We start from the raw sequence: 13,514 nt of genomic DNA on the forward strand, positions 1-13,514 counted from the left end.
AAAATTACCTATAAAAAAGAAGTAACTATGGCTTTGTTGCATAAATAAGCTTTTGAATATACTGCCCCTAACCCCGCAATGCTAGCCTAGCCAACAGGCACAGAGATAGGTTTACCAATTTCAAACATTTTGTTTAATAAGTGGCATTTAATAGACATTTCTTTTGTCATATTTTGATCATGTCTTGATAGAAACTTACTACCAAAAGAAGTTTTAAATCGAAAGAACGTGTTCTCTACACGCTCCCTTCTACCATAATTATTCTTTACCCTCCATGCTTGGTATCCTTTGTTTTGTTGATATATAACAGCTGCATCTCTCTCAGTTTTATCCCTAAGCGATTGAACTTTTACTGAAGAGTTTGGGGGTCTAATAACTGGTTTTATCTTCTTCTTTCTCAACAATTGATATGTAGATTCACCGTCATACCCTCGATCTCCCAGAAAATCCTTGGCTCTGACATTAGCTATTAGTAGTCCAATCTGTGATCTATCATCTATAGTATGCTCTGTGGTACTATCGGCAAGTATCATACCTTGATCTTCTATAACGATATGTAGCTTTTTCCATATGCGACGCTTATATTGCTTACCCTGCTTATTTTCTAGCCATTCGTTCCCTGTGTAGGCTTGTATCCCTGTACTATCCATTGAAATACAACTAAATTCTTTATCTTGATTTCCATGTAAATACCTAAGATCTAATGACTTCATACGCTTACTTAATGTTGTATAGTCTGGACATCTAATAGATAAACCCGATATTTCAAAGAGCCAGTTTATAAAGCCTTGGGTTTGGCGTAACTTAAGACCGAATAAGCATCTGATCTTCAAACACTGTAATATAGCGTGATCACTATAGCGTCTGGCTTTGTTGCATAAATAAGCTTTTGAATATACTGCCCCTGGCTTTGTTGCATAAATAAGATTTGTAGAGCAAGAGTGGTGATAATCTGGTAAGATGTCCTGAATTCAAAATAATCCAGATTATATGAGATCTCGGAAGAAAGCCCCTTTTAGTAAATCACGCAAGTATTCTAAATATAAAATAACGAATTGGTCAGAATATAATAATTTTTTACGCAATAGGGGTCGCATAGATTTTATGATTGCCAGTGATTTGGCGATTGGCTGGTATGCTGATTACAGAGAGGAAATGAAACGAGGAAGACCTAGACGCTATAGTGATCACGCTATATTACAGTGTTTGAAGATCAGATGCTTATTCGGTCTTAAGTTACGCCAAACCCAAGGCTTTATAAACTGGCTCTTTGAAATATCGGGTTTATCTATTAGATGTCCAGACTATACAACATTAAGTAAGCGTATGAAGTCATTAGATCTTAGGTATTTACATGGAAATCAAGATAAAGAATTTAGTTGTATTTCAATGGATAGTACAGGGATACAAGCCTACACATGGAACGAATGGCTAGAAAATAAGCATGGTAAGCAATATAAGCGTCGCATATGGAAAAAGCTACATATCGTTATAGAAGATCAAGGTATGATACTTGCCGATAGTACCACAGAGCATACTATAGATGATAGATCACAGATTGGACTACTAATAGCTAATGTCAGAGCCAAGGATTTTCTGGGAGATCGAGGGTATGACGGTGAATCTACATATCAATTGTTGAGAAAGAAGAAGATAAAACCAGTTATTAGACCCCCAAACTCTTCAGTAAAAGTTCAATCGCTTAGGGATAAAACTGAGAGAGATGCAGCTGTTATATATCAACAAAACAAAGGATACCAAGCATGGAGGGTAAAGAATAATTATGGTAGAAGGGAGCGTGTAGAGAACACGTTCTTTCGATTTAAAACTTCTTTTGGTAGTAAGTTTCTATCAAGACATGATCAAGATATGACAAAAGAAATGTCTATTAAATGCCACTTATTAAACAAAATGTTTGAAATTGGTAAACCTATCTCTGTGCCTGTTGGCTAGGCTAGCATTGCGGGGTTAGGGGCAGTATATTCAAAAGCTTATTTATGCAACAAAGCCAGCATCCATGACTATGGCATCAGGATTGAGACCTCTTTCTTTAGCTAAAGTAAGCATATCACAAAAATGCTCATTCTTTGTTTTACCATCAGTGTCTTTATCATATATTCTATAATCTACGGGAGTAGATTGAGCAATTTTAGTATTGTAATGTAGTAAGTTTACCATTCCTATACCAGGTATAACATCATGTACAGCTCTAGAATATTGATAACGTACAAGCTCAATCTTCTGACTGTATTGCTTTGATAATAAGGTGTCATCCCCCACTAATAAACACGGTGCTTCCCAATCTATATATTTTGACACTTCCTTATAGATTTCGCTAGGACGAAAATCCTTACTCTTTAACCATCGACTTGCACTATCGTGAGATAGATCTACTGGACTCACTTCAGATAATGCCTTGCTAGTATATCTGACACTACTTGCTTGTAAAAATGATTTATATAAGTCCTTGCTACATTTTGTTCTTGTCATTTTTATCTAAAACTATTTTTCTCTAGATTAACATACTTTTTGCTAAGTGCGAAACTCCTGTTGATGTTTTTATAACTTCCCAAGTTTGTTGATATAAAGTAATGTTTTCATTTATCCTCCTTTTATTCATATCAAGCCAGGCAAATACTGCAAGGCAAATATGATTTCTTTGAGCTCGGCCCGTGCGTGCCTGACAGCGTTCAATACCACAAGTTTGTTTTAATTCTCGATGATAAACCTCTATAGACCAACGTGCCTTAACAATTTTCTCTATTTGCTCACGTGTGGGATTTTCCAAGTTCGTTGTTATGTAATCAATGCGACCATTCTTTGCCACAAACTTAAATACCGTAACCCAACCGTATCCACGTAGGTGAATTTTTAGCCCCTCATCGGGTATCTCTAAACTTTCCAAGCTAACATTATGAATGATGCTCCTCGCAGCAGAGCTACGAGGTATCTAAAAAAGTTTTAGTTGTTTCTTATGATATAGCTCACACGGAAATGTTTCTACCACAGATTAGGAAAAACTTAGGCATTGATCAATAATTTTACGTAAACAGTTTTTAAAGTTAGTCCAGCAATGTTTAATAGGATTTAGATCTGGTGAATATGTGAGTAAATACAAAAACTATGGTAAAAACCTTTCCGCGTTAGCTATATCACGAAGCAGAGCTTCGGGGAATTAAACCCTGAGAGATTAACTTTTCTATTTTTCCTTAGGGTGGTAACCCATAGCCAGCCTAAATTACGTATATGTTTTAAATTCTCCAACCCGCTATACCAAGCATCCATGACTATGGCATCAGGATTGAGACCTCTTTCTTTAGCTAAAGTAAGCATATCACAAAAATGCTCATTCTTTGTTTTACCATCAGTGTCTTTATCATATATTCTATAATCTACGGGAGTAGATTGAGCAATTTTAGTATTGTAATGTAGTAAGTTTACCATTCCTATACCAGGTATAACATCATGTACAGCTCCAGAATATTGATAACGTACAAGCTCAATCTTCTGACTGTATTGCTTTGATAATAAGGTGTCATCCCCCACTAATAAACACGGTGCTTCCCAATCTATATATTTTGACACTTCCTTATAGATTTCGCTAGGACGAAAATCCTTACTCTTTAACCATCGACTTGCACTATCGTGAGATAGATCTACTGGACTCACTTCAGATAATGCCTTGCTAGTATATCTGACACTACTTGCTTGTAAAAATGATTTATATAAGTCCTTGCTACATTTTGTTCTTGTCATTTTTATCTAAAACTATTTTTCTCTAGATTAACATACTTTTTGCTAAGTGCGAAACTCCTGTATGTGATAATTTTGATTTTCTTGCTTGTAACCTGAATTCTGGATTAATCTAGGTTTGGAAGTAAGTATTTACAAGGGATAGAAGATACTCTATATAGTCCCTCCGCCAAAACTCTAAAAAATATCACTTGTGTCACTAATTTCCAAAAATAGTGCGATTTTAGAGCAAATTACTCTAATTTTGAGGGCTGATTTTAAATTTTTGTATTAAAAACCACACTATTTCCCAAAATGCATTCATTTTTTTATTGTCATTTTTTTGTATTTCCATAAGCTTTTGATATAAAACCTTTCATTTTCTTATGGATTTTACTATGCATTTTTGCCTTAAAACCCTATTGCCTATAAGGCTTTTAGAGTTTTGGCGGACGGACTATATAATTTTTAGCAAAAAAACAAGAGTATCCCCATGAAGAAAGATATTACTGCATTATTTTGTTTTGTCGATGATTTTTGTAAAATTAGCGAGCAGTGGATTAATAAATCATTTCTACCATTAATTAATAAAAACCCTACAAGAAAGCCTGAAATAAGCTATTCTGAGGCTCTGTCTCATCAATTGTGTAAATTTCGTGAACCATTAAATTCTACCATCAAATTTGATCATAAAATGAGCCATAGCTTCATTCCAATTGGGGATAGGCATAGACCATTTTTTGGTAATATAATCAATTGTCAGATATAAAACTTTAAATACTGCGTCATCATTTGGAAAGATGCGTTTATTCTTAGTAACTTTTCTCAATTGGCTATTCAGCGATTCTATCGCATTTGTAGTGTAAATAATCTTACGAATCTCCTTTGGATATTGCAAGAAAATTATCAAATTATCCCAATTATTATACCAAGATTTAGCTATATGCGGATATTGCTTACTCCATTTTTGATCAAATGACTCAAGAGCTAATTCTGCTTCTTTTTCAGTAGCAGAAGTATAGATTAGTTTCAAATCCGCTGCTAATTGCTTTCTATCTTTATATGATACATATTTGAGGCTATTCCTGATCTGATGGACAATACAAATTTGATGTTCAGTTTTCGGGCATACTGATGCAATAGCATCAGACATACCAGTTAGATTATCACTACAAGCAATTAAGATATCTTTTACTCCTCGATTCTTCATTTCAGTAAAATTACCAAGCCAAAATTTAGCTCCTTCATTCTCACTTATCCATAAGCCTAAAATATCCTTTCTGCCAGATAAATCTATTCCTAAAGCTACATATACTGATTTATTAATAATAAGTTTATCTTGTCTTACTTTCACTACTAAACAGTCAAAATATACTATAGGGTATACTGATTCAAGAGGTCTACTCTGCCAAATCTTGACCTCATCTATTACTTCATCTGTAATCCTGCTGATTAGGCTCTCACTGATCTCAGCTCCATATAATTCTTGCAATTGTGTTTTAATATCAGACACACTCATACCCTTCGCATATAAGGATATTATCTTTTGGTCTAAGCCATCTATTCTTGTTTGTTTCTTTGAGACTATTATAGGTTCAAATTTACCTTGTCTGTCTCTTGGAACATTTATCTCTATAGTACCATTCTCACTAATCAGATTCTTACTAAAACTACCATTCCTCGCATTCTCAGTTTCAGCTCTATCATACTTGCTATAACCTAAATGTTCTGACATCTCAGCATGCAGTGCTCGCTCTAAAATACCCTTGGTTAATTCCTTAATTAATCCATTCTGACTTAGTACTGTTTTTAAATCTACTCCGCCTTCTATCAGCAAATCTATTGCTGGTAAATTCCAGTATTAATTAAGCCAGATTTATATTTTCTTCCCATACCTCATTGGGTGTTTTATAACCGAGCACTTTTCTTGGTAAATTATTTAAAAAATCCTCAATTTCTTGTAATTGCTTTATTGTTAATTTTTTTATATCTAAAGATTTAGAGTATACTCTGTGTACCATTGAGTTAATCTTCTCTATCAATGGTTTTTGCCATGGAGAATAAGGATTGCAAAAATATACTTTTCGTTCAGATTTTGGCAATAGTTGTTCATGATTGGTAAATTCTTTGCCATTATCTAACGTTATGCTTTTGATTATATGCGACAATTGTTTAAGTTTTTTATTCATGTTACCAATCACATCTTGTGTTCTTTTTGAACGGTTTAAAGTGAGAAACACTTTTTGTGTTCTGATATCCACAAGAGCGCCTATATTACGACTTTGATGGAAAGTTCTATAATTAATTAAGCCAGATATAATCAATTTTTAATCTCTCAGGGTTTAATTCCCCGAAGCTCTGCTTCGTGATATCATAAGAAACAACTAAAACTTTTTTAGATACCTCGTAGCTCTGCTGCGAGGAGCATCATTTAAATATAGATATATCATGGCTCATTTAACGATAGATGAAAGATTTAAAATATACGAAATGAATAAGAGTGGTTATAGCTCGCGATATATAGGGACAAAGATTGGCCGTGATAAAAGCACTATATGTTATGAACTCAAGAGAATGAGGCATAATTATAGACCAGATAGGGCTAACACACTTGCTTGCAGTTTAAGGCAAGGTAAGAGAAAAAGAAAATTAGATATTGATAATAATTTACGAGCAGAAATAATAAAGCAGTTAACACAGGGTATTTCACCAGATATAATTTCAGGTAGACGTAAACTATCACGAGATACTGTCAATATTTCTACAGAGAGTATATACCAGTTTATTTATACATCTCCTATAGCACAAAGGCAAAAATTATATTTATCTTTAGCAAGAAAAAGGAAAAATAGGTTGCATCATGGTACAAGAATCAGAAACAAAAGAATTACAATACCAAATCGAGTTTCCATTACTGAAAGACCAGAGATAAATAGAAAGATAGCAGCAATAGGTCATTTAGAAGGTGATTTAACTTTTAACAAAGGTAATCAAAGTCGTAATATAGGCGCTCTTGTGGATATCAGAACACAAAAAGTGTTTCTCACTTTAAACCGTTCAAAAAGAACACAAGATGTGATTGGTAACATGAATAAAAAACTTAAACAATTGTCGCATATAATCAAAAGCATAACGTTAGATAATGGCAAAGAATTTACCAATCATGAACAACTATTGCCAAAATCTGAACGAAAAGTATATTTTTGCAATCCTTATTCTCCATGGCAAAAACCATTGATAGAGAAGATTAACTCAATGGTGCACAGAGTATACTCTAAATCTTTAGATATAAAAAAATTAACAATAAAGCAATTACAAGAAATTGAGGATTTTTTAAATAATTTACCAAGAAAAGTGCTCGGTTATAAAACACCCAATGAGGTATGGGAAGAAAATATAAATCTGGCTTAATTAATACTGGAATTTACCATTTTTTTATTCTTCTCTATTTGCATTTCTGTTACCTATATTTTTAATTACTTCTAATATAGGCTCAACAAAAATTTACACAATCATTGCAAAAGACTCTATTCTGAGCTGTTAACAATAGTGCTTTTATACCATCAATCACCTTGTAAAAACTTTAAATATTTTTATATGTCCTATCTACAATTATATAAATCAGACTTTGTAACTCTTCCATCATATACTCGTTTTATAGCTCTAAAACCAAGAGTTCTGAGTTATTTAGTTTTATTACTTGAATGGTATATGCAGGCAGCTCAATCTACGGGAGTTTCTTATATTGACGCCACATCTTTAGAGGTTTGTCATCGAAAAAGAATCTCTCGTAATAAAGTCTTTGCCGGTATTGCTGCTTTGGGTAAAACAACAAAAAGTTGGTTTTTTGGTCTAAAATTACATTTGGTTATTAACGAAAAAGGTGAGATTCAAGGTCTAAAACTAACGCCTGGTAATGTAGATGATAGAGCGCCGGTTTCGATAATCACCAAACATATCACGGGATTATTGTTTGGCGATAAGGGTTATATCAAACAGGAGCTCTTTGATGATCTATACAGCAAAGGAATCAAGTTAGTAACTGGCATAAAGAAGAAAATGAAGAATAAACTTATGCCATTATTTGAAAAAATATTATTACGCAAACGCTCAATTATCGAAACAGTATTTAGTGTGCTGAAGGGTGCTTTCGAGATCGAACATACAAGACATAGATCAATTTGGAATGCCTTTGTACATATCTTATCCGCCCTAATTGCATACTGTATGAAACCTAACAAACCTTCTATATCTCAAAATTAGCTAATCCAGAATTCAGGTTTGTAGTAAATTCGCATCTTTTCCTGAAATACCAACCGCATAACAACCTTTATTGCTAAGTTTTGTCACAATAAGTTTGTTGACATAACTCGATAGAATTTCCATAATAAGTAGGATTATCTATGGAACTATTTTCCCTTACTTTATTAAATTTTTTACTGAAACTTTTATCTAATTGTGATATTAAAGATAGATTACCTAAATCTATATGGTCATGTACTATATAGATTTTAGCACCGCACATCTCAAGCAGTTTGATAGATTCTATAAAAGAAGCAAACAACTTCTCATTAATAACGCCAACTTAGGATAAGAGCAGTTGTTCTGGAGCTAAAGCATTCAAGTTTTATACGAGATTTAGTGATAGCATAAGAAGTAACACAAGCTAGAATATGCACCAAGAAATTAACAGGAGATCTATGCCTTGTATGCTCTAGGTTCATTCTATTTTTTAGTATAATAATCGTGGCAAGCCACGGGGAATTTAACCCAACAGGGATTAAACCCTGAGAGATTAAATACTGATTCAATTAATGATCGTTTACGTAACATAGCTTTATCTTCTAATGCTAGTAAATAATTCTTCATATCCTTGCGAATATTAGTTATCATTCTTAAATTTCTAGAATAGAGTTTAAACCATAACTCTTTACAAATATATGCTTTATCACAAAATACCTTACCTGTTATCTTCTGAGTTATAGATTCAAGAACAGATAAATCAGCTCTATTTGCTTTTGTTATTTTAACAGCTATAATCTCTGCTTTATGATTAATGATGCTCCTCGCAGCAGAGCTACGAGGTATCTAAAAAAGTTTGAGTTGTTTCTTATGATATCACGAAGCAGAGCTTCGGGGAATTAAACCCTGAGAGATTAAATGTAATTTAAATCCCATAAACCAACCATAACTACTCATCCCAACTTTGGCAATTTTACCAAAAACTCTATTACTAGAAGTGCGCTCAGCATGACAAATAGATAGTTTTGTTGAATCAATAAAATATATTCCTGTATCTTCACCTCGTAGTAATTGCAACATTATTGACAATGGCAATATTAACCTTGGCCATAATTGTACTATTCTACTATAACATGGTAAATGAAAGTAACCCTTATATTTATGCGGTAAGTAGTATAAATAATAGTTTTTACAGTCCTTGCAAGGCGATAGATAAAAATATATGACTATTGTCATCAATTCTGCAAGACTTAATTTTCCTATTCTATGCCTTTGCTGATTTGTTGATAATAGACGGTGTTCTATCCATTCTTCATATATTTTACAAAAATTATCTACTAAATAATATACAGTTATGATACATCTTTTCATGTTGAGTTACTGATCTTTTATTAAAAAAATCTATCATAACTCAACATTAATCTCCTTTAAACCCTTTATCTATAAGCTTTCTATCTATCCCTTATCCTAAATTAGCGTTAATAATAATATTGATTGGTAACTTTAGAACTATCGCTTGATTTCTAAGCTCGTTACTACATGTGATTATATCCCTAATTATAGTAATGTCGCCTAATTCAGAAATATTATCTATTTCTTTACTTTTCAAGTTTGATGCATTTTGCCAAACTAGTTTTAAGTTCTCTTGCACCTTCTTTACTCCTACTACTTACATAAATAAGATTACATGAGTAGTTTAAAGTTGCAAGAAAATTCTGTGCTTCTAGGTTAAGGTTTTTACGATCCGTAATTTTATCGGATTTTGTAAAAATAATTTGGAAATCTCGCTTATTTGCAAGTAATAACTCCGCTACTTTTTTATCGTTCTCTTTAATTCCCTTTCTTGAATCTATCAATAAGTTAACTAATTTTAGATTATCACTCTTGCGTAAATAATGATTAATTAATATTTCCCACTGATCTTTAACTTGATTTGGAACTTCTGAAAAACCATAACCTGGTAGGTCAACTATTATAAGTTTATCTACAAGATTAAAGAAATTAATCTGCCTAGTACGCCCTGGGGTATTAGAAACTTTAGCAAGATTTTTGTTATTACATATAGTATTTATTAGACTTGATTTGCCGACATTTGATTTACCAACAAAAGCAATTTGCGGTAATGCAAAATTAGGAAGTTGCTTTATATCCATAGCCCCAACTACAAATTTAGCTTGATGACGAAAAAGCTTATTATCACCTACTAATTTTTTATTAATTACTTTTTCATCAGTCATAATTTTGTAACCTGTATTATTATATGTCCTGTGTCATCCTGTAGCAAAATTACCCTCATGGATCAGTTTTTTCGTCATTGCGAGGAAATTACGAAGTAATTGACGAAGCAATCCAGTTAAAAAATACTAATAAAATTAGTATTTTTAACTGGCTCTAGTTCATAAATCACGGGATGACAGGAGAAAATGTTCCACGCGGGACAAGCCTTAAGCGGGAATGACATAGAAAGTCACCTACACCCGAATAAAATATAACATTTTTTTAAAACTGTTCGGTACTAAATTAAGATTGCCACACAAGCGATGCTCGCTCGCAATGATGACTCTCGATCCACACGAGAACTTCATCCACAAGGCAACAATAAAAAAATTAAAATAAAATATATGGTAGCGGGGGCTGGATTTGAACCAACGACCTTCAGGTTATGAGCCTGACGAGCTACCGAGCTGCTCCACCCCGCAATAAAGTGTAGAAGTCAAGATTTGATCTTACAGACACTATAAATTTCGCACCTGATTGTCAGTTAAATTTTGACTGTCAGATACACATTCAAGATACAAGATTTCATTATTCTTTTCAACAGCTAATTTCTTACTATCCTGAAAAGTTTGCATAGGAGTTTTACCATAACAATATTTACCAGAATGAGGTCTTTCATTATTGAAACGCTCTAACCAAATATCAAGATCTAATTGTAAATCATCAAGATCTGTATAAATCTTTTTTCGCATAGCCGTATCAAAGAATTCTTGTTTCACGGTTTTATTAAAACGCTCACACATACCATTTGTTTTGGGAGAATATGCCTTAGTTGTAGTATGTTCTATACCTTCTATGCTAAGAAATAACTCAAAAGCATGATGCTCTATATTCCCCTTATATTCTGACCCACGATCTGTAAGAACACGCAGTATTGGTATCCCTTGGCTCTCATACCATGGTAACACCCGGTCATTAAGCATATCAGCAGCAGTAATTGCTGTTTTATCAGTATATAGTTTAGCATCCGCTACCCTAGATAGCTATCAATAAATACCTGAGAATAAACCTTACCTATTCCTTTAAAATTACCTACATAATACGTACCCTGACATCCTAGATAACCTGGATGCTGCGTCTCAATTTCTCCATGTGCTTCTTTTTCATTACGACGCTTCTCTAGTACTTGTAACTGAGCTTCAGTAAGAACAATCCCATCTTGAGCCATCTTTGCTTCTAATGCTTTAAGCCTTTTACTGATATTGTTTAAATCATTACGTAGCCAAATTGATCTTACTCCTCCAGGTGATACCAGTATACCGCTCTTCTTAAGCTCATTTGATACTCGCATCTGACCATATGCTGGATATTCTATTGCCATATCCATTACTGCCTTCTCTATCGCTGGATCAACTCTATTCGCTATTATTGGCTTCCTGCGACTAATTTCATACAACGCTTCTTCACCTCCTGTTTCATACTAGTTCTTTAAATCTGTAACAACTATCTCTACTATATCCCATCGCTTTACATGCTGATGATATACTACCAAGACTCTTCAAGACTCTTAGCTAATTCTAGTAAACCTAATTTTGGCTTTATTATTTTTTGATTTAAGTGCATTGTGACCTTCCATTTTTTTATCTGTATTTTTAATACATTATTTTTATTAAATGTAAGATCAAATGTCAACTAATACAAATAAAGAAATTTGATGACTTTGTTTATTAATATTATAAACAAAGATTAGCGACATAAATGATTAGAGTAAGTTTTTACCCCATAGTAATGTGTGTTACGTGGATATTCTCCCCCTGTCATCCCGTGATTTATGAACTAGAGCCAATTAAAAATACTAATAAAATTAGTATTTTTTATTATTTTCTGGATTGCCACGCTCATTTCATTCACTCGCACAATGATGACTCTCGATCCACGCAAAAAAGCCGCCAACGTGATGACACACTGGAAACGTTCTTGATCTATGCGGAAATACCTCCACCCGATTATAGAAATTAACTAGCTTCCTTTTTTTGACTACCGAAAGAAAGACCGGAAAATCTTTTATTAAAATCACTAACGCTTTTGTTAGACTGATTTACTACATTTCCAATATCTTTATTCCATGCTGGGTGTTTTCTAAAATCAACATCCATTAAAATCTCACCTGCAGGATGAGTTGACATTGTTTCAAAAACATCACTTCCAACTTTAATTAAAAACTTTTTATAGTCTGGATGTATCCCATTTTTCATAATGATTTTGCCATCTTAGTCTGAATTATTTTTCTCTTAATAGCTTTAGCTGTAGTGGATAAAGCATCATCATTAGCTTTTAACATATACGCATCAAAACCGCCAGCTTTTTCAACTGAACTTATACATCTAGCACTCACTGATAATCTATATTCTGCGGTTGTTATATCACTTATAAACTTAACCGATCTTAAATTAGGCTCAAAACGCCTTCTAGTTTTACGCTGTGAATGTGATACATTATTGCCATATAAAACACCCACTCCAGTGAGTTCACATTTACGAGACATAAGCTTAACCCATCAAACTTTAACTTATATAATAGATAAAAAATATAAAGTAATACTTGTATACTGTCAAGAAGTAATTACTAATATTACTGAAGTTTTGACAAAAATTCTAATTTTTCTGACTAAAGTAAAAATTTATATTTAAAGTTAAATATTTAGTGCTTTTATCAGCTTAAAAGTGATATTTCTACAATTTAAAGTAAATTATTTGATATATAATACAAATTATAGATTGATACACTCGCCACTTTTTTTAATAAAAATTTTTTGTCAAAACTTCAGTAATATTACTTCCTTAAATTCAAATAGATAAAGAGAATAAAGCCTTATCTCTTTATCTATTTTGTTCTACAAATTAACTTTTAACTTCACTAACCCTTGATGGCTTTTATATTTTTTATAGGTGTAATGATTATACTCAAATATTACATTTATATTCTTCTTCGTCAAAAGAACATTACCTCCAATATTATAACCAAATTTAGGCTGTTTTGATATAATAATCTTCTCTTCTATTATTTGATTATTTAAAATTGCCTTAGCATTAACTTTTGTATCTTTATTATAAAAATGATTTTCTATACTCCCATACAAGCTCGGCACCAGCGTTATATCATTTAAAACCTTTATCGATTTAAATTCTACCTTACCGCCTAAACTAGTTGTTAATAGTCGATTTGACTTCTTTTGAATCATTAACTATTAGATTTTTTAATTATACTATGGCTAAAAAGCCTCATAATATGATAAAATCTAACTTTTTGTAAATAAACCAAAC

General features: G+C 32.7%; 7 protein-coding genes, 1 tRNA gene and 11 pseudogenes. 4 read left to right on the forward strand and 15 right to left on the reverse strand.

Features of this window, described 5'->3' with window-relative positions; genetic code table 11:
- Positions 1–86: 86 nt before the first annotated feature.
- Positions 87–971 carry an IS5 family transposase gene (locus AAHI98_RS14175; protein ID WP_342226660.1) on the reverse strand — a complete coding sequence of 295 codons (885 nt, stop codon included), beginning with the start codon at positions 969–971 and terminating at the stop codon, positions 87–89.
- A 19-nt stretch (positions 972–990) separates the two neighbouring features.
- On the opposite strand from AAHI98_RS14175, the gene AAHI98_RS14180 reads away from it, so the two are divergent.
- A complete protein-coding gene (locus AAHI98_RS14180; RefSeq protein ID WP_342226266.1) occupies positions 991–1,953 on the forward strand; it encodes an IS5 family transposase in 963 nt (320 codons plus the stop codon).
- Positions 1,954–2,004: 51 nt separating this feature from the next.
- On the opposite strand, the pseudogene AAHI98_RS14185 reads toward AAHI98_RS14180, so the two are convergent.
- The 3 pseudogenes from AAHI98_RS14185 to AAHI98_RS14195 all read right to left on the reverse strand — a co-directional run.
- A pseudogene (locus AAHI98_RS14185) lies at positions 2,005–2,490 on the reverse strand (IS701 family transposase); the annotation flags it as partial.
- A 22-nt stretch (positions 2,491–2,512) separates the two neighbouring features.
- Positions 2,513–2,917 (reverse strand): annotated as a pseudogene (locus AAHI98_RS14190) (transposase); the annotation flags it as partial.
- 275 nt (positions 2,918–3,192) lie between these two features.
- Positions 3,193–3,756 (reverse strand): annotated as a pseudogene (locus AAHI98_RS14195) (transposase); the annotation flags it as partial.
- A 469-nt stretch (positions 3,757–4,225) separates the two neighbouring features.
- Here AAHI98_RS14195 and AAHI98_RS18820 point away from each other — a divergent pair.
- Positions 4,226–4,396: pseudogene (locus tag AAHI98_RS18820) on the forward strand (IS982 family transposase); the annotation flags it as partial.
- Here AAHI98_RS18820 and AAHI98_RS14200 read toward each other — a convergent pair.
- Together AAHI98_RS14200 and AAHI98_RS14205 are read right to left on the reverse strand one after the other, a co-directional pair.
- Positions 4,397–5,575, reverse strand: a complete 1,179-nt coding sequence (locus AAHI98_RS14200; protein WP_410526271.1) for an IS256 family transposase — start codon at positions 5,573–5,575, stop codon at positions 4,397–4,399. It abuts the pseudogene before it with no gap.
- 22 nt (positions 5,576–5,597) lie between these two features.
- A pseudogene (locus AAHI98_RS14205) lies at positions 5,598–6,020 on the reverse strand (IS30 family transposase); the annotation flags it as partial.
- Positions 6,021–6,180: 160 nt separating this feature from the next.
- Between AAHI98_RS14205 and AAHI98_RS14210 the strand changes: the two are divergent.
- Positions 6,181–7,143 (forward strand): IS30 family transposase, encoded by a 963-nt coding sequence (locus AAHI98_RS14210; RefSeq protein ID WP_342224646.1) that lies wholly within the window; start codon positions 6,181–6,183, stop codon positions 7,141–7,143.
- Between the two features lie 117 nt (positions 7,144–7,260).
- A pseudogene (locus AAHI98_RS14215) lies at positions 7,261–7,995 on the forward strand (IS982 family transposase); the annotation flags it as partial.
- An 18-nt stretch (positions 7,996–8,013) separates the two neighbouring features.
- Here AAHI98_RS14215 and AAHI98_RS14220 read toward each other — a convergent pair.
- The 9 genes and pseudogenes from AAHI98_RS14220 to AAHI98_RS14265 form a co-directional block, all read right to left on the reverse strand.
- A pseudogene (locus AAHI98_RS14220) lies at positions 8,014–8,308 on the reverse strand (acetylglutamate kinase); the annotation flags it as partial.
- Positions 8,309–8,390: 82 nt separating this feature from the next.
- Positions 8,391–9,345: pseudogene (locus AAHI98_RS18305) on the reverse strand (transposase); the annotation flags it as partial.
- A 97-nt stretch (positions 9,346–9,442) separates the two neighbouring features.
- Positions 9,443–9,625, reverse strand: a pseudogene (locus tag AAHI98_RS14235) (acetylglutamate kinase); the annotation flags it as partial.
- Entirely contained in the window at positions 9,573–10,211 is a 639-nt protein-coding gene (yihA, locus tag AAHI98_RS14240) for a ribosome biogenesis GTP-binding protein YihA/YsxC (protein WP_342226273.1), read from the reverse strand. The pseudogene AAHI98_RS14235 and the gene yihA, both read right to left, overlap by 53 nt.
- Before the next feature lie 385 nt (positions 10,212–10,596).
- Positions 10,597–10,673: transfer RNA gene (locus tag AAHI98_RS14245), tRNA-Met, on the reverse strand.
- A 36-nt stretch (positions 10,674–10,709) separates the two neighbouring features.
- Positions 10,710–11,814, reverse strand: a pseudogene (locus AAHI98_RS14250) (IS481 family transposase).
- Between the two features lie 392 nt (positions 11,815–12,206).
- The gene (gene rpmE, locus AAHI98_RS14255) at positions 12,207–12,446 is read right to left on the reverse strand and encodes a 50S ribosomal protein L31 (RefSeq protein WP_016948660.1); all 240 of its coding nucleotides are present in this window, start codon (positions 12,444–12,446) and stop codon (positions 12,207–12,209) included.
- Complete coding sequence (rpmB, locus tag AAHI98_RS14260; protein WP_342226274.1) at positions 12,443–12,736, reverse strand: 50S ribosomal protein L28; 294 nt, start codon at positions 12,734–12,736, stop codon at positions 12,443–12,445. Before rpmB ends, rpmE begins: the two co-directional genes overlap by 4 nt.
- 348 nt (positions 12,737–13,084) lie before the next feature.
- Positions 13,085–13,435, reverse strand: a pseudogene (locus tag AAHI98_RS14265) (autotransporter outer membrane beta-barrel domain-containing protein); the annotation flags it as partial.
- Positions 13,436–13,514: the final 79 nt, after the last annotated feature.

The sequence above is a fragment of the Rickettsia endosymbiont of Urophora cardui genome, assembly GCF_964030725.1.
Classification (GTDB): domain Bacteria; phylum Pseudomonadota; class Alphaproteobacteria; order Rickettsiales; family Rickettsiaceae; genus Rickettsia.

What these genes read in the sequence shown, in the direction of transcription:
- rpmB (WP_342226274.1), bottom strand. Translation starts at nt 12,736, where the DNA reads ATGTCTCGTAAATGTGAACTCACTGGAGTGGGTGTTTTATATGGCAAT.
- yihA (WP_342226273.1), bottom strand. Translation starts at nt 10,211, where the DNA reads ATGACTGATGAAAAAGTAATTAATAAAAAATTAGTAGGTGATAATAAG.
- rpmE (WP_016948660.1), bottom strand. Translation starts at nt 12,446, where the DNA reads ATGAAAAATGGGATACATCCAGACTATAAAAAGTTTTTAATTAAAGTT.
- AAHI98_RS14210 (WP_342224646.1), top strand. Translation starts at nt 6,181, where the DNA reads ATGGCTCATTTAACGATAGATGAAAGATTTAAAATATACGAAATGAAT.
- AAHI98_RS14180 (WP_342226266.1), top strand. Translation starts at nt 991, where the DNA reads ATGAGATCTCGGAAGAAAGCCCCTTTTAGTAAATCACGCAAGTATTCT.